Genomic DNA, 18,663 nt, shown 5'->3' on the forward strand with positions numbered 1-18,663 from the left:
CACCTTATTCATAAAAAAGTCTTTATAACATTTCGCCCTAAAATGGCATTATCCTCTAAAATTGACGACTATTCTCGAAAAAGGTTTCAAATAATAGAGAATAATAGAATCTGTAAAAATTTAACTGCCGTTTTTCGACCAAATTATATTATACTACATTATATGTTATAATTTAGCTAGAAAAAAAGTTTTAGGAGAGAACAACATGCTATCTTTAATGAAGCGAGTATTTAATGAAGATTCTGCCGAACTAAAACGTCTATATAAACATGTTGCAAACATTAATGAATTAGAGGCGAATGTCTCAAAACTCAGTGATGAAGAACTTAAAGAAGCTACGCAATACTTTAAAGAGAAAATTGCGTCAGGCGTTTCGATATTCAATTTAAAAGAAGAAGCCTTTGCAATTGTCCGTGAAGCATCCAAACGCGTTCTCAACCTTCGTCATTATGATGTGCAATTACTCGGGGGACTTGTCCTCTTAGATGGCGGCATTGCTCAAATGGCAACAGGTGAAGGAAAAACACTTGTCGCAACACTTCCAAGTTACTTAAAAGCACTTGAAGGAAAAGGCGTTCATGTGATCACCGCCAATGAATATTTAGCAAATCGTGACTTTGAGCAAATGGGAAAAGTTTTTAAATTCCTTGGACTAACAGTTGGTTTAAACATTTCCCAAATATCAGAATCCGAGAAGAAAGATGCCTATAATGCAGACATTACATACGGAACAGGCACGGAGTTCGGATTTGATTATTTACGGGACAACATGGTCACACGTCTTGAAGATCAAGTGCAGCGACCATTACATTATGCAATTGTCGATGAAATCGATAGTATTTTAATAGATGAGGCTAGAACGCCATTAATTATTGCTAGTAAATCTGATATTGCTACCGAACTCTTTCAAATTACTTCTGAAATTGTCAGAGACTTTGAAGATAGCAATCACTATGAATTTTACCCTGAAACGAAGCAAATCGTATTGGCTGATAATGGAGCGAATGTATTCGAGGAGGCTTTCGGAATAGAGAACCTTTATGATGCTGAGCACCGCGAACTGCTTCATAACATTATGCAGTCATTAAGAGCCCATGTGGTCATGCGCAAGGACGTAGACTACATTGTTAAAAAAGATGAAGTGATGCTTGTTGATCAATATACAGGCAGAATTATGGAAGGCCGTACATTCAGCGATGGACTTCATCAGGCAATTGAAGCAAAAGAAGGCGTAACGATTAAGGAAGAAAATCAAACACAAGCTTCGATTACCGTTCAAAATTACTTTAGAATGTACACGACCCTCTCTGGCATGACGGGCAGTGCGATTCCTGCGAAGCAAGAGTTCTGGGAAACGTATAATTTAAGGGTTGTCGCGATTCCAACGAATAAACCGAATGCTCGCCAAGATGAAGAACCATTAGTCTATAATGATTACGAATCGAAAGTGAAGAAGATTGTTGAAGAAGTTAGCAAGCATAATAAACTGGGACGCCCAGTCTTAATTGGAACATCATCGATTGAACAATCTGAGCGTTTATCTTCTTATTTAAAGAAAGCAGATATTAAGCATAAGATTTTGAATGCCAAAACCGAAGAAGACGAAGCCCTTATTATTTCTCAAGCTGGGCAAAAAAATAAAGTGATGCTTTCCACGAATATGGCTGGACGCGGAACCGATATTCTTCTTGGAGAAGGGGTACGGGAATTAGGCGGTCTTCAAATTATCGGAACTGAACTTCATGAAAGTGCACGGATTGATATGCAGCTAAGAGGACGTGCAGGCCGTCAAGGTGATCCCGGCTCCACTCAATTTATTATTTCTATAGAAGATGATATTTTCCATAGCTATGATAAAGAGGAAATGGACAGATGGAAGAAAAAAATGAAGTTCGATGAAACTGGTCTTGTCCAGTCACCAAACCCTGTTAAATTCGTTAAGAAGGTGCAGGAAACGGTTGAAGGTGCGCATTTCTCATCTAGAAACCATTTATTGAAGCTCGATGACATTGTTGACGAACAAAGAAAAATCATTTATAAGAAGCGCAATGATTTACTTACGATTTCTAATTTTAATGAACTGCTGAAGGAATCGCTAAATAATCATGTACAAAAACTCCTTGAAAAATATTGTCCAGAACATGTAATAGAGGAGGATTGGCCAACTGAAAGTCTTTATGAAGAGCTAACACTTGTTTTCGGAACTCCTCCTTTCCCAGCTTCCGAATTAAAAGGAGCCGAAAAGCAAGTCATCCAAGGCAAAGTAGACGAGCTAATTAAAAATCAGCTAGAGTTATTAGATAAGCTTGAGGCTAACGAAGATTTCCAAGTTCAAATCAAGAATATGTACTTGCAGACTTTAGATCACTCATGGATTGTCCATATGGAAATGCTGTTCCATATGAGAGAAGATATCGGCGTTCGCGGCTATGGACAGGAAGATCCTTACCGATTATATGCTCGTGAAGCGTACGATGAATTCTTGTACTTCTTAGCGGAATTGGATGCCCAAATTGCTAAGCAGGCAAAATTGTATATTCACCATTTTTTAGCTGAGTAAATACAGCCATACTAGCGGTGACCTCCATTGGGGCCACCGCACCATTCATTTTTATACAAAATACTATTTTAAAGGTGGCTTTTTAATGGGAAAAGAAAATAAAACGGCAGAAGGTATTAAAACGAAGCTATCCTACCACCCTGATTGGGATTTAACCGTTCAAGAGAAATATGTATTTCAATATAATCATCAAAAGCTTTCACGCCTTCAGCCGAACCAGCTATCAGTAAGCGGAATCAATCTATATGAATATGATGATGGCTTTGTGGTAACGGCTTTCTTAAGCAGCTCACTGCCACAAGCAATTTCTTTTGAAGTGATTGACCTCGTACTCGTTAATGAAAATAATGAACCACTAGCGAGAAAAGGCTTTGAAATGGACCTATTTGGGGAACTCCCTCCAAACACAAGCAGACCATGGAGATTCCTATTCGAGAATGACAATAAATTAGTAGAGGAAATTCCGAAAAAAGGCTGGAAGCTCGTATTTGAATTAAAGAAAAAGCAAGTAAACGAGCTCGCTCTTGATTTAGAGGATAGCTGGAAAGAAACATTAAGCGATGAGCAAAAATCAAAGCTTGAAGAGATTAATAAAAACCTTCCGCCGCTTCGGGATGGAGAAGTTAATTTCATGGGGCTAGAGGCTAATATGGTTGAAGGAAAAGGGCTGGCCGTTACATTACTTATTCGCAATGCCAGCAACCGCAGTATTTTCATTGAAAACATCCCTCTTGCATTTGAGGATGCGTCTCAGGAAGTGGTAGCGCAAGCAGGCTTCCAGCTAGATAATTTAGAAGTTAAGAGTCAAACATGCAAGCCATGGACATTTGTTTTCCCAGAGTCCTCTATCACAAAGGAGAACTTGGATTTGTCTAAATGGAAAGCGTATGTTCCACAATCAGCAAAAGTGGATGTGAAGCAATCATAAAGGATGATAATATCCGCCTATTTTTAAAGCGCCATGTCAGTGGCGCTTTTTTCTTTCGATCTGTTAACTCTAAAAACCGTCATATGCGCGCAAGTTTTCTTACCGAAAACCGTACACATAATCACTAACGTTAAAAAGAGGTCTGAAGCAGCATAGCTTCAGACCTCTCATTATTATTTACTAGCATCTAGTGCGTGGTATTCAATATGTGTTTTCATATCTGTAATAAAGGTTCCACCTAGGCCGTACTGCCCGCCGTGGTTTGAATCATATGTATAGACGCGGAACTTATCCCCTGGCTGAAGCACGCGAACCATTTCCAGTTCATTATTCTTATCGCGCTTCCAAAGATTAATCGGCTTCTTAATTTCAACGACACCGATTTGGTTTTCCTTTAGATCAAGACCCATGAACTTTCCATCTGCCGGTGGAGCTGGCGGAGACTCAAGGTCTACGAATCTTTTAGCACCTGCGTAACGATTCTTCCAATACTTTTCTGTATTTAAATTACTAATTTTGATACCATTTGTTGAATCTGCATGAATAAACTGGTTATCACCAATATAGATGCCTGAATGTGAGACACGAGATCCAACTGTTATAAAGAAAACAGCATCCCCAGGAACGAGGTCTTCTTTATCCACAGCAGTACCTGCATGATATTGATCAGTTGAGATTCTTGGCAGATCTACACCAAAGTGGCTGTACACATAGGATAAAAATCCTGAGCAATCAAAACCGCTTGTAGAATCTCCGCCATAAACATAAGGTATTCCTATGAATTTTTTACTATATTCAATTATATTAGTATTTGTATTTTGTTCTGCTGCACTTGCTTGACTAACCCCGAAAAAGGTAGGAAATAGCAATGAGGCTGTGATGATGACTTTCGCTAATTTTTTCATGTTGGCCCCCTGAATTCAAGAAAATTGTCATATCTTATCGTTTACTAATATGATTTTACATTATTTTCTGTCATTTTTACGTTTCAATTCTATTAAATAATAGTCGTTATATTACAATCATGTTACAAAAAAGACTATTTTACTAGGATAAGAGAAGTAGGTAATATAATTGACAATTTTTTTCATGAATATTGCTTGACAGGGTAAAAGTGTTGAAGAGACAAGCTTAAGAGATTAAATGTGCGAGGATCAGTTGGAAATTGTTATGAGACTGCACGGGTTGAGATGGGGATATAGTCGGGGGTAATCATGTTTATTCGACAGGATAAGCGGGCTGTTGGAAAGTGTTTAAATATCCTACCCTTAAACCCCGACAAAAACAGGAAAACCTTCTTGATACCAAGAAGGTTTAGGAAAAATCCGGCCAATTTTTTTGAAATTGGTCTCCTTTAATTTTTACAAGTGTTTTATATCGGAAAGGCATTAAATCGCTTGCATCTTTATTAATAAACTCTAGAGCGAGCTCTAAAGGAATGAGATGAAATTGATCCTCTACTTCAGAAAGAAAGAAAGCGTCCTTGATTTTTCCACTTTTCTTCGTGTCAATCAGTAAAAAAGCTGGATAATAGCTGCCATCATTAGCTTCGAGAATTGCCTTTGCCGTTACAAACCCTTTCGGCTCTTGCTCAATATCATCATTTGCTGTTTTATCTAAAGTTTTCTGAGCCCAGCCTTGTCGCTTATATCCCCCAATAATTTTCGGAGGATCCTTTTCAAACTGTTTTTTAATTTGATCGTATTCAGAACTAAATGACATTCTTTTCCCTCCAACGAAAAGGGTCTTTAAGGATTTTCCTAAAACTAGGAACAAAATTAAGATTGCATGTACTAGCGTATCATATCATAAATGACAAATCAAACAGATGTCTATAACAATTTTTAGCACAGTCAGAATTTTATAACTCCCCATACATTTATATCTTGTATGCTTCCCCATTAAACCGCTTAAATTACTATTGTTTTTTTATTAAATAAAAGGGGCTTTTCTCTGCAAAAACATTGAACAGCCAGCATGTTCTGCATTGAGAAAATTTGCCCCTTTAAAAATGATTACTTGTAAACAGCTTGAATCTGATCAATATAGATGATTCCACTATTTTTATTAGCGTCATCTACTTCCATATAACGGACTGGTACGTCAATGATTAGTGGCGTTTTGATCACTTGCGGAACAACTGCCTCCACATACTTCCAGCCTGTCCAATCTAAATTCTTCGTAAAATCAAGTTGGATTTCTTTATTATCCGCATCTTTCAGCTGCATTCTTAACCAATGTCCTTGGCCATCTCCGTACACCCACATACCTATTTTCTTAGGGGCACCTTTAATGGCAAGTGGTTTGACTGCATCAACATAAGCACCAGAGGTACCTGTTGTTCCTGAAAAATCATAGCTTAGCTTGATTGAATTTTTCCCAGTTTTGACAATAGAAGTTTCATTTTCAATTTTCACATTGTTGTATCTGGCACCTGAGGCTTTGTAATTAGCGATGCCACCCTCGAATCCTTCAAGCAGAATCGGTTCAGGTGTTCCTACAGTAACATTCACTTTTACAGAAACAGCTCCGTGACTGATCGTAATGGTGCCTGTTCCTTCCGTAGCGCCAGCTTTAAATTCACCTTTATTATTAATGGTGCCAATATTTGGTGTGACACTCCATTTAAATAAATTTGGATCAGTAATGACCGTTTTTCCTTTATAAATTCCTTTTGGCTGGATCGTATAAACGTTATTTTTCTCAACGATTATATCCTTCTCATCAACATGTATACTTTCCAGTGTATTGATTATATTAAGCTTAACCTTGCTGCTGATATTGCCAGCTGAAACAGCAATTTCACTTTGAGTCAGAGATGTTCCTACTGTATAGCTTCCATCTGCATGTTTCTTTAATGCTGGTGATGAAAAAGCGATTGGCTGTGTGACCGGTACCGCATTATAGAACTGATCTATTCCTTTTACGGTAATGCCTAAGTCCTTATATGTAGCCCCTGCAAAGAGTGTAACGTCAGCCGGGTTAACGACAAGCTGATGAAGCGGTCCTTTTAACCATTGGCTAATAAAAAGTAATGCATTTGAAACCGAACGTGGTGGTCCATCCGAAGGCTTGTTGACAACAGAGACTTTATCATCCCCATGGTCCCTTGTTACTAGGGTGGATGAGCCGCCCCCATCAAAAGTAAATGCATGAATAGCGCCAAGATCCTTCATAACTGACGCCATTTCCTGTAAAGTCAGACCTGTACTTTGCGTACTGCGTCCATCAACAACAGCTGTAACGATTCCGCCATCTGCTTTAATTCCAATGGCTGATCTAGGGTGAACACCTGGAACATCTTGGGGAACAATAGCACCATTTTTCACAAGATGGTAACGTCCGCTAATTGCCTCTGTTACATCATTCCATTCACTTGGAGAAAACTGAGCCGTAACCTCGACCTTGTCTCCTTCATTGACAGTTTGTAAAAAGTCGCTGGCAAAATGATGTCCTGATAAAACAAATTCGCCATCATTTAAGGATTCATTTCCAACTTTACTTACAACCTTTGACACCGTACCTGTTAAAACACTATGCCCATTCAACTGACCAGCATCAATTTTCACAACAACCTCTGTGCCAAGTTCATTCGTTCTTGTCGAGCTAGCAAAAGAAGGTGTGTAGAGTACAAGATGACTCGCTGATCTTGTACGGTTCACTGAATTAATTTTATATGGCTCTTGTCCATTTATTTGGACCGAAAGTGAAAGTTCCGGACTCCCAATGATCGGTTTCCCGGCACTCGTTAACCCAAAAACAGCTAGCTGATTAATAGGTGTTTGACTTGTTGAAACGATATTTCCTTTTTGAATCATCAAGTCAATCGGGTGGCCATTTTTATCAAAATAATCTCCGTTGATGCCCGCAACAACATGCTTACCTTCCGATTGTGCCTTGTTTGCTTGACTCGCAACGGTTTCAAACCCAAATAATTGCCCATTGGCTAATGCTGTTTCCAAGCTTATCTTTTCTGTTTTCCCATCATATTCAACGGTAAAAATCTTCTGTTTCCCACGGTTACTATCGACTGAAAGCTGTGTTTCCGTTACCCCAGGAGCAATTTTCTTCGATTTCTGCTCGGTTACGGCTCCGATCGAAAGCTTTCCGATAGGCTTAGTTGGAGTAGTTCCGCCATAAGCTGCTTCAAGCTCAGCAAGCTTTTTCTTAGATGGTGTACGATAATCCACATAGCCTGCTATTTTCGTAATATAATAGCCTCCGCCAAGTCCATACTGACCCCCATGAAGATTGTCATAGCGATAGACCCGATATTGCTCGCCAGGCTTTAATATACGAGTAAAAACCAGTTTATTTCCATCTCGTTTCCATAGGTTAATAGGCTTAAGAACTTTAATTTTACCTACTTGCCCTTTAACCATTAGCAGGCCGTCCCAATATACCTTAGGTTCGCTTGCCTGAGCCGGAGATTGAAGTCCAAAAATCAATGCTGCCACAACTGCTAAGTTAATAATCCACTTTTTCCCCATTTTTCCTCTCCTTCATTATACTATTCTATTATTATATGACATTTTCCCAAAAAAATGGACAATTAACTACATAAAACGACTATTGGACTATGATATTGTTGGTTTTTGCTAATTTTGGCTTAAGATCTTAATTGTTGGCGTTCAAACCGGCTAATGTATGCATGCGAACGGGTTTTATTCGGGACGAATAACATGGAGAGCAGGTATACATTAGGCTTTAATCAATAAAATATAGCTTTTGGTAAAATAAAAACCCCTCGATCAGTCGAGGGGAGCATACTATTTAATATTTTCTATAAGTTTATAGGTTTTCGGTGCAAGAGTCTGCAGTCTTTTTCTTTCATCTTTGTCACGATAATACATGGCAAAGCATTCTGCGAAATACTCTTCTGGATATAGAGTGAAATATTCTTCATTTGGGAATAGCCTTTTCTTTTCTAAATTCCAAATGGCACTGAATTCGGCTGAAGAGGATAAATGATTTTTTAGTATATTATCTATGGTGTGGGCTAGTTCATGTAACTCAAGATTAACAGAGCCATGTCCATTCCCTTTTTCACTATATCCAACTCTAACGACAACCGTTTTATTTCCTCCAATGCCAGGAACATCATCCCAAGTCTTATTCAAATTCTCCCAACCTCGTGGAATGACTCCCTTTAAGTAAGCATATTCTTTTGTTTCTGTTATGGGCCCATTCACAAGCAGAATCCGAATATTTTGCTGAAGCAGCTGGACTAAAACAGACTCAGGCAGAGCTTGCAGGCGTCCTTTTATTTGATTAACAGCAGTTGAGTCATAAGAATCCTGCGGTAAAACAATTAGCGTTTCGACTAAGCATTGTTGATTGCATTCCAGTAATTTTCTTTTTGATATTGAGGGGGTTTCATAGATCACATGATCAGACACTTTAGTAATATAGTAATCTCCGCCTACTCCATACTGGCCGCTATAAAGGTCATCCATTCGATAAACCCGGTAGACTTCCCCTTGCTGAAGAATTCTTTCAAATTGCAAGCCGTTCTCCGTTCTTTTCCATAGATTAATGGGCTTCACTACAGTAACACGGCCAATTTGCCCTTTTTTTAACTCCACCCCATCCCAGTATACGGTTGCAGCCTGTGATTTCTCAGGGCTTATCGAAATAAATAGAATCATTGCGGCAAAAACAAATAAAAGCCTTCTCACAAACATCCCCCCTACTAGCCTTATTTTAGCTCAAATGAAGACGGCATCATAGCCCTTTTGGATTTGTTAGTAAAACCTTGTGAATTTTATGCCAATTGCAGTGACTTGCGAGCTAATTTGCTGTTGTTGGTTTAATCTCTTTAATTTTTTGTGAAATTTAGGACTTTTTCTGTCAATCTTCTTGGTTAGTCGTGAAATATACACGATGTTAGACAAATCCAAGCTAGTTTATAAGCGAATTCTTGCAATTTATCGACCATTTCTAGTGATTTGTCAGCTAATTATGCTGGTTGTCAGCCAATTCTAGTAGGTTCTCAGCCAATTCACAATTTCACGACCATCTCCACTAAACTTTCAGCCAACCCACATCTATCTATCCAGCAGCCCCTACAAAAATTAAAGCCAGCCCACTATTCAAAATGAGCTGGCCCTGATTACTTATTTATAAACATTCAAAGTATATGGAGTTAACGTAGCATTGCCGTTCACGTCACGAACCTTAATGTGATAGGTGCCTTTTGTTAAGTTAAAGTTAAGAACTTCGTTATCTCCTTCTGGGTAGTAATCGGCTGTGGCAACGAGCTTGCCATCTTTATATAGAGAGATGACGCCATCAATCTCTATGCCGGATTGAAGCTCAATTTTACCTTTAGTCGCTTTATCTAGCTTTAATACATACCAGTCTTCATCTCCGTAAGGGATACCTGCGTTCAAATGACCAACCGCTTGCTGATGCTTGGCTGAAACGGTTTTTAGGGCAATCGGCTTAGATGGAATATTGTTTTTAACAACAGAGCCTTTGTCCTCGTCATTTTTGTTTACAGGATTGATCGATAACACGTACGGGAGAAGCGAGAAGGTATTTGGCCATTCGAAATAGGCAGATACTGAGAAAATATAATTTTTGCCTTTTTCTGTTTTGAAAGAACCAAAGGTCTTACCGGACATGGCTCCTCTATCTAAGTACTGGGCAGTTCTCATTTCTTCATCATCAAGCTTACGGTTTTTGTTCGTATCCTCGTAAACTACAAACATTCCATAGAAAGGACTGAGCAGCTCTTTCGGATATTGAGCCTTGAACTGATCGCTAACTTGCTTTCTTTCCAATGTCATGCCATAAATTTCGTCATGCTTGCTTTCAAAATAGAAATTATCCTGGTCATATGGCATGGAGAAGTTTCCTTCAATCACATTTGCCGGGAGGTTCTTTACCTCTTCCATTTTGTCATTATCCTCATATTTATCCTGAGGATTTTTCACAGTTAGCTTAGACGTAAACTTATATGGATCAAAAGAAATGGCCCCATTATAATAGTTTGTATTTGCTTTAATATAGTAGGTTTCATTCTTTTTGAATCCAGTGAATAAACGGCTTTCCAAGCGGCCATTCATCCAGAAGGAATATTCATTTGATGTAATCTGCTCCATATAGGAGAACTCTTTTCCATCACGATCTTTCTCTGTTCTTACTTGGTAGATTCCAAACATCGGTACAGTTGCATTATTCTCTTCTAAAGAGAATTCGTAAATGCCGTTTTCCTCTGGTGTGACGCTGAACCAGTCCTCATCCTCCAATGTTTGCAAATAACCTGTCGCTTCATCGTTGATATTATAAGGCTGCGCACCATCCTTAATCATCTGAACATAGTCAAATTCTTCTGCGGGCTGTTCCATTAATAGAAGCTCTCTCTGTTTCTCAATTGAGCTGTCTTCGTCCATGATATGCATCATTGGCAATGAATCTTCGTCTGGCGGAAGAACTTTTCCTTGTACCTTCAGCTCGTACGGAATAGCTGATGATTCAGGGGTTTGCTTTTCTTCAATCATTCCCCAGTTAAAGAAAAAGTCGAAAATCCCAAAGTAATTGCTTTCTTTATTTGAGACTTTGATTGAATAGTCCATTCCTGGCTGTGCCAAAAACGATAAGGATTCGCCTTCGCTCTTCCCTTTATTATTGGCATAGAAGTTCGGATCACGCTCGTCTTCCTTCAAAGCAGGAAGTTCGAATTCGATTTCCATTCCTCCTTCTTCAGGCGGAGGCATCTTGAAAATCTCGTAAACACTTAAACTTGTATCAACTCCAGGTATTCCTGACAGGTCAATTTTAATAACCTGCTCTTCCTCAACAGTAAAATTAAAATAATCATTGTCCCCTTCTTCACCAATTAAAGTATACTTTTCTTTTGATGTATCGTATGGAAGCTCGATTTTTATTGGTTCATCGAAAGTAGATTCATCCGCTGGAAGAACTGGGTGCTTTTTAACGGAAAGTGTGTATTTGGATTGCTGCTTATTTGAATCATCATAGCTTCCATTCACATCTTTCACACCAAATGAAAGGGTTCCAGTATAAGGAACTTTATACAATTTCCCTTCTGTCTTTCCGTCCATCACATTGTTCACATCGAGCTTATCTTTGCCCTCTTGTGATTGAAGGTTAAGCATTAATTTGTAATCAAATTGTTTAGACCCTTCTAGAGCAAATTGGATATACTCTCCTTTTTTCACTTCAGCCGAATACCACTTCTCTTCGAATGGCTTCGTAATGGCTCCCTTGACTTCGCTCGTTTTTGCTAAATCTACAGGGGCTGCATTTTCTTCAATTTCCTTATCAGTCCAAGGCTTGCTCGTAAAGGAAGGAAGCTTCTTAATATCAAAGTTAAGCGCAGCGACTGGATTGACAAGTCCATTTCCGTATTTAATATCAAACCCAGGGTCACCAAGGTCTTGTGCTGTATGCTCTAAAATATATTCAACCTGTGATGGTGTTAAGTTTGGATGCTTTGATAAAAGCAGTGAAGCTACTCCTGCCACCATCGGAGAGGCCATCGATGTACCGCTCATTTCACGGAAGCTTGATAATTTCTCAGGTTCATAGATTGGAGCGTATACTTCATCACCAGGTGCGACAATATCTACGGACGGGCCATAACTCGAAAAATTTGAGAGTTTTTTAGATTTATCAACGGAACCGACACTAATAACTCCCTCGTATGCTGCAGGATAACTAACCATTGTATCCCCTGTATTGCCGGCAGCAGCGACAATCGTGATATTTTTCTCTAATGCTTTTTTGACGGCTTCTTCAATTAATGGCGATTTCATTGGTCCGCCTATGCTCATGTTAATTACTTTCACGTTCTTTTCTACCGCATGCAAAATCCCTTGGGCAATCGAATAGTCATAAGCGCCCCAGCTGCGATCAAAAACGTCAATAGGAAGAATCTTCACATTTGGATTCACACCAAAGCCGCCAATTCCATTATTTTTATTACCTGCAATAATCCCAGTCACATGTGTCCCATGATAATCAGGTGTGCCTTGATTCATTGGGTTTACTGCATTATAACTTGGGAGAAGTTTCCCCTTTAATTCCGGATGTTGCGTATCAACCCCTTGGTCAATGACAGCAACCGTTACTGTATTCTTGCCAGCCAGCTTATGGGCTTGATTTAAGTTAAGCAAGTTTATGTGATATTGCTCGTTCACCTTCGGATCGGGCACACTTAATGGCTTGTACATCGCACTTGGATTGACTGAATTCACATGGCTTAGGCCTTTATACTTTTGCATGACCTTTTGCAAATCTTTTTTATTCTTTACCTTTACTACGGCATAATTTAAGGCTGGTATATTTGTAACAAGTGTTCCGCCTGCCATTCTATGCTCTGCAGGAGACAAAGGCTTCGTATATTTAATAATGAATGTATCTTCACTCAAAGCCTTTTCTTTATACTGGTCGAGCTTGCTTTGCAGCTGAGGATTGCTCACTTGAACAGCCGAAACATTCTGTAATTGTTTAGGTGACTCCGCCGATGCTATCGTGGAAGGTCCTAGATTACTAGAAAACAAACCAAGCCCTACAGTAATTGTAAAAGCATTCTTAACCCATTTCTTCATATGATCCCCCTTCTCTTTTATAACCCTATAGTACATATATCTGTAAAAAAATAGCAACAATTACCATGACCAAACTTTTTATGAAATTCGACAACTACCTCTATCTTATTAAAATCCCTTTTACTATATGTTTAAAAATATGCTTTTTTCTCATTTGCTCAATTTCAGACCGCTCTATGTTTGATAGATTCAGAGGTGTCATGATTTTGGGGCCTTCACCTTGTTGTATTGAAGCAGGATTGTTTACGATGAGCTCTCCCTTTTCAACCCCTGATTCGATCTGTAGTTTATTGCCTGACGCGATTCCAGTCTTGATTTCTCGTTTTTCCAGGATTCCGCCTGATGTAATAACCCAGACAAAGGACTTCTTCTTCTGTTTGATGATACTTTGCTTCGGAACCATGATTGCCCCATTTACTTCTTTTGTAATTAATGTGACCTCGACATGGGATCCTTGAAGCAGGTCAGGGACCTCATCATCCATCTGAATTGAAAATGGGTATAGACTTTCCTTTTCTGATTGGACGTGATCTGGTAATTTGTCAGCTTTCGTTAGCATTCCTTTACCATTTATATGTTTAGAAGAAATGACCGCCGGAATCCCCGTTTCAACCTTAACCCTTTCTTCCTCATTTAATAGCCCTTCAATCGTTGGGATAGCAGAACTAATCGTGATCAGCGGGTTATGCAGTCCGATATTGATTTCTTTAATGATTCCTTCAAAATCACTGACAACTGTCATTTCCCCTTCATTCGCTTGTATATCCTGCAGCTCCTGCTCATGCTTATCAGCTGTCTGTCTTAACAGGTCAGCCTGCAATTCTTTTTCATAAATATCCTGCTCGACACTATGTAAAATGGAAAGCCCAACAGCCTTTTCTTCCTCATCAAAATGTAAGGAATCCTTGTAATAGCGGAGCTCAGTTATATGTCTTTCTACTACTTCGATTTGATTTTCAATTTTGGTTTTCTCCGCTTCAATCCTCGCCATATCCGCTTCTAAGTCAGCAGAAATATACTCGTATAGCGGGGTGCCAACTTCAACTGTTTCTCCTTTCTTTACAAAAAACTGCTTAAATACTCCCATTTTTTGATCATAATAATAATGATAGTCTTCCAGAGGGGCCACAATCCCTTTTTTATGTAGAGTTTCCTTGATGTCTTTTTCAACTGCCATTGAATAGCTTTTAATAAAGGCAGAGCGTTCAATTTTTGAATGATCTTTTACTATTAAAAACAAATTACCCGCTACTAATAGGAAAACACCCGCTGCTAAAATCATTTTGATCCGTTTCTTCATCCGTATCACCCCCGCCTTAAATGAGTTTCTCAATCTCAAGATAGGATAACAAGGCAGACACAACCCAAATGAAAAGATGAGCGAGAATGATCGTGAGCAGGACTGTCTTCGGGCTTCTTTCACCCAAACCTTTTAACGCCTTATATTGGAAAAAAATCACCCAAACAGTAAAAAGCGATATATGGGAGAAAAAATATACTAAAATACTGCTGGATGTTAAGTAGGCAGCTATGACGCCAAGGGAAAACGGAGAGGCCTCCGGACCAATCCCAAGCCAAATATTGAATGGCAGTAATATGGCTTTTTCCAATAAAAGAATACAAAGTACAAATTGCTGAACAACGACTATTTTCTTATAAGACATATCGAGAATGGCCCAAAGAATCACAGAAAATCCAAAAAGGACTAGCAATGAAAAGATCATTCCCCATATTAGACGTCCAACTATGGCAAAAAGTTTCTCCATTTCAAATTCTTTCCTGCTTAAATCTGTTATTTCTTTTGTCAGGAAATCCATACCGATACCGAAATAACCGCTAAGCGTAAACAGAATCATACTTATCACGGTTAGCCAAATAGCCTTTTTCCACAACCCTCTTATCGTCTCTGCCCTCATGATTTGATAGGAGAATGTGTTCGGGGCCAGAAGTCCCTTCAATAGGTGCACGTAATAAACCATGGGCGTACCTCCAAATTTTATCTACCTATCATTCTAGCTTACTAGCAGAAATAATTCCCCTAATAACCCCATAGTTTGAAATAATTGGGTAAATAATCACAGGACTATTACTTCTGGTATATTTTGTAGGATTTATTTAGTTTAATTGGGGGAATGTGTCCGATTATATTAATTTGGCAGCAAATCGGGGAGGGTTGTCGGCCTATTTGTGAGGTTTATAGCCAAATCGAGCAGGTTGTCAGCCAATCCATTTTTTAACAAAAAATAAACCACTGGCAAAAGCCCAGTGGTCTCCAATAAATTAATGATTCGTATAAGACTGTTTTTGCTTATCATAGTTTAAATAGTAACCGCCGCCTAGATCCAGCTTATTATCTTGGATCGCATAGACTCTAAATACTTGACCCTTTTTAAGCGTTCTCGCTACACTTCCATTAGAAGCGTAGAGCGGGGTATCCGCAGTGATTTGAATCGTTCCTTTATAAAAAGAAACCCCTGCATTCCTTTGAATATAGTAGCCTCCGCCAACATAATAAGCATTGTTATCAAAGCTAAACACTTTAATGAGCTCACCTGGAATTAACTTTCGATGAACTTTCCCATCTGGGCGGTATAGATTAATATCTTTATTTTTAATATGCAATCTTCCAATATATACACTCATTTTACTGCTGTTGGCGGGAATATAATAATTTCCGCCCAAATTATAGTTGTTTCCTATTGTTCCAAATACTTTATACGAGTACCCTTTTTTCAGCACTTTTGCTACTGCTCCATCAGGACTGATGAGCGGCATATCCGCTTTTAAATAAACGGCAGCAGCTGGGAGCTTGGATGTCCATTGACTGCCTACATTTGGAATTTCCAAGTTAATACTCTTCATCTCTGAAAAAATAGCAAGAATCCGCTCGCCGTAAAATTCTCCCGGCACGGCCCAGCGATTATTCAAATCTGTCCAGTAAGGAGCAATCCCCCTCTTTACATAATCAAAGCGCGGATCGTTTTTTTCTGTAACGAGAGGTTCGTTGTTTGCATAGGCTTTCAAATGCTGAATCTGAGCTCTTACCCCTTCCTCAGGCGTGTTGAAATGAGCCCCTTGTGCACCGCCCCCAACGGCCCCAATCCCGGAGTAGTTATTCTGCTCAGGCAGAACATCCTTCCCATATTGAAAATAGCCTGTTTCCAGAATGGCTTGGGCAAAAGCAATATCCCCGCGAATCCCCTCTTGGCGACCTAAAGATATATATAAATCTGCTAATCTATAAATATCAACAGTCGTTAATTTAGGTTCAGGATACTTTAATAGGACAAAATCACCCATTTGTTTCGCGGTTAAAATGGAGCTGCCGCTAATAGATACCTTTTCTTCAGAAGCTTGTACCGGAGCATATGAGACGAAGCTTAACAGTAAAACAAACAGCAAAACATAAACTTTTTTCATCACTTTCTCCCTTAAAAACTTTTTTTCAGTTCATAGTTACTATCTTACACTTTTGACAGAAGCAGTAAAAGGGAATTGGAGTTTTATTAAAATGGGTAAATTTAGACCATTTATCTTGTTTTTCCATTTACCCTTAAAAAAGTAAAAAGCAGAGAGCCAACTACAGCCTCCGCTTTTTACTAAACTTTACTTATTCAATTCCGCCAATTTCTTCTTAGAAGGTGTTTCATATTTAACAAACCCTTCCATCTTCGTTACATAATGGCCGCCGCCAACTCCGTACTGGCCGAAGTTCTGGCTGTCATAGTTGTATACTCGATATTTTTCACCTGGGTTTAAGACACGAACAAAAGTAAGCTTGTTGTTTGCATCTTTCTTCCATAGATTGATAGGCTTTTCAATGATCACACGGCCAATTTGACCTTTTTTCATTAATAGGCCATCCCAGTAAACTTTTGGAGCTGGTTTTGTTTCTTCTTTTGGTTCTTCTTTTGGTTCTTCTTTTTCAACTGGCTTTGCCACAATACGGGCTTCATATTTCGTGTTAACTGTTCCAAGCTTTTGGATATAAGCAATTAGGGCTTCATCAAGAGCAGGGAACTCATTTTCGATTGGGCTGTCTTTAAAGGAAGTATACTCATCACCGCCTGCAGCCATGAAATCATTTGTTGCAACAACATATTGTTTATTCATATCGACAGGCTGCCCGTTAATTTTCATAGAATGAATACGCTCGCCCACTTTTTGTGCTGTATCAATGGCAAATGTCAGACCGCTAATATGCGGGAAGGCACCTTTGGATTCAGGATATGAATTGACTGCATTTTCAAGACTGGATTTAAGTTGCGCTCCTGTTAACTTCTTCGTAACGATGTAGTTTCCGAACGGCAATACTGTCACGACTTCACCTTTCGTAATATCTCCTTCATCGATGGATGCACGGATACCGCCGCCGTTCATAATTGCTACCTCTGCACCGGTCATATCGACCATCGCATCTGTAATCAGGTTACCGAGGTTCGTTCCGCCTGTACGTACTTGTTCACGTTCGCCGTCAAGCTTCACTGCTGTCTTTCCGATTACTTCTGATAAAATTTCTTCTTGGGCTGCTTGAATATCTTTAATTACCTTCTCCACTTCTGGATCTGGTTTTACATCAGCTGTTTCTTCTTTTTTGATTAATTTTGCTTTTTTGCCAGTTAATTTCTTGCCTTCAAATGTTAACTCAACAACACCAAGATTTTTCGTATATTCACCTGAGCTTACAATTAACGTATCATTTTCACCTTGCAATCCCTCTACAAGAGTAGAGTGGCTGTGACCATCTACAATCAAGTCGATTCCAGGTGCACCTTTTGCTACTTTAATAGATGTATCAGTACTGGACTCATCAATCCCTAAGTGTGTCACAGCAACGATCATATCAACATTTAGACCTTTTAATTCTTTTACCATTGCCTGAGCTTCAACAACCGGATCAGTAAAAGTTAAACCCTCAACATTCTTAGGGTGAGTTTTATAATGTGTTTCTGGAGTGGATAAGCCAAAAATCCCTAGCTTTATGCCATCCACTTCTTTAATAACATAAGGCTTTAATAGCAATGAGCCATCCGCTTTACGAACGTTCGCACTTAAAACTGGGAAAACTACTTTCTTTTCTAATTCTAGCAGTCTCTCATACCCATAGTTAAAATCATGGTTACCTGCAGCCATGCCATCATAGCCAACTTTGTTCATCACTTCCGCAACGCTTTCCCCTTTACTAAGTGTGGCAAAAGTTGTTCCGTGTAAGGTATCTCCCGCATCTAATAAAAGCGTATTCGGATTTTCACTTTCGAATTGCTTAACCAACGTTGAAATCTTTGCAAACCCCATTCCATCACTGCTGCTTTCCACTACGCGGCCATGTGAATCATTCGTATGCAAAATCGTAATTTTCTTTGTGTCCGCACTCGCAGTTCCTTCCGCGTTAACGAGAAACTGTCCTCCAAACCCGGACCAAACTACTAACGATGAAACTAATACAGCAAAACCCTTTTTCAACCTTTGCATGGCTTACCTCCTATTAGTTTTTACTACTTCCATAGTATTATATATGATTATTATTAATTTATGGTAAACCATTTGTAAAATTAGTATTTTCTGCCTATAAATCTGTCTAATTAAACGTTTGATTA

General features: G+C 39.0%; 11 protein-coding genes and 1 pseudogene. 2 read left to right on the forward strand and 10 right to left on the reverse strand.

What is annotated here, in order from left to right:
* Positions 1-205 precede the first annotated feature (205 nt).
* Complete coding sequence (gene secA2 / locus V7127_RS01930) at positions 206-2,560, forward strand: accessory Sec system translocase SecA2 (protein WP_335353275.1); 2,355 nt, start codon at positions 206-208, stop codon at positions 2,558-2,560.
* A gap of 85 nt (positions 2,561-2,645) precedes the next feature.
* A complete protein-coding gene (locus V7127_RS01935; protein WP_335353274.1) occupies positions 2,646-3,488 on the forward strand; it encodes an accessory Sec system S-layer assembly protein in 843 nt (280 codons plus the stop codon).
* 173 nt (positions 3,489-3,661) lie between these two features.
* Here V7127_RS01935 and V7127_RS01940 read toward each other — a convergent pair whose 3' ends face one another.
* From V7127_RS01940 to V7127_RS01985, 10 genes and pseudogenes are all read right to left on the reverse strand, one after another.
* On the reverse strand, positions 3,662-4,393 hold the full coding sequence (locus tag V7127_RS01940) for a C40 family peptidase (protein ID WP_335344501.1): 732 nt from the start codon (positions 4,391-4,393) through the stop codon (positions 3,662-3,664).
* A gap of 409 nt (positions 4,394-4,802) precedes the next feature.
* Positions 4,803-5,210, reverse strand: coding sequence for a hypothetical protein (locus V7127_RS01945; RefSeq protein ID WP_335344500.1), 408 nt, complete (start codon positions 5,208-5,210; stop codon positions 4,803-4,805).
* 293 nt (positions 5,211-5,503) lie between these two features.
* Positions 5,504-7,978, reverse strand: coding sequence for a phosphodiester glycosidase family protein (locus V7127_RS01950; protein WP_335353273.1), 2,475 nt, complete (start codon positions 7,976-7,978; stop codon positions 5,504-5,506).
* A 279-nt stretch (positions 7,979-8,257) separates the two neighbouring features.
* On the reverse strand, positions 8,258-8,854 hold the full coding sequence (locus V7127_RS01955) for an anthrax toxin lethal factor-related metalloendopeptidase (protein ID WP_335483126.1): 597 nt from the start codon (positions 8,852-8,854) through the stop codon (positions 8,258-8,260).
* Positions 8,834-9,112: pseudogene (locus tag V7127_RS01960) on the reverse strand (bifunctional 2',3'-cyclic-nucleotide 2'-phosphodiesterase/3'-nucleotidase); the annotation flags it as partial. The pseudogene V7127_RS01960 and the gene V7127_RS01955, both read right to left, overlap by 21 nt.
* A 492-nt stretch (positions 9,113-9,604) precedes the next feature.
* Positions 9,605-13,066, reverse strand: a complete 3,462-nt coding sequence (locus V7127_RS01965) for a S8 family peptidase (RefSeq protein WP_335483124.1) — start codon at positions 13,064-13,066, stop codon at positions 9,605-9,607.
* Positions 13,067-13,166: 100 nt separating this feature from the next.
* Positions 13,167-14,366 carry an efflux RND transporter periplasmic adaptor subunit gene (locus tag V7127_RS01970; RefSeq protein ID WP_335353271.1) on the reverse strand — a complete coding sequence of 400 codons (1,200 nt, stop codon included), beginning with the start codon at positions 14,364-14,366 and terminating at the stop codon, positions 13,167-13,169.
* 16 nt (positions 14,367-14,382) lie between these two features.
* Positions 14,383-15,045: a hypothetical protein gene (locus V7127_RS01975; protein WP_335353270.1), complete on the reverse strand. Its 663-nt coding sequence runs from the start codon at positions 15,043-15,045 to the stop codon at positions 14,383-14,385.
* A gap of 301 nt (positions 15,046-15,346) precedes the next feature.
* Complete coding sequence (locus tag V7127_RS01980) at positions 15,347-16,486, reverse strand: glucosaminidase domain-containing protein (protein ID WP_335353269.1); 1,140 nt, start codon at positions 16,484-16,486, stop codon at positions 15,347-15,349.
* 186 nt (positions 16,487-16,672) lie between these two features.
* Complete coding sequence (locus V7127_RS01985; RefSeq protein ID WP_335353268.1) at positions 16,673-18,538, reverse strand: bifunctional metallophosphatase/5'-nucleotidase; 1,866 nt, start codon at positions 18,536-18,538, stop codon at positions 16,673-16,675.
* Positions 18,539-18,663: the final 125 nt, after the last annotated feature.

Source organism: Bacillus sp. JJ1773 (assembly GCF_036962035.1).
Lineage (GTDB): Bacteria > Bacillota > Bacilli > Bacillales > Cytobacillaceae > Cytobacillus.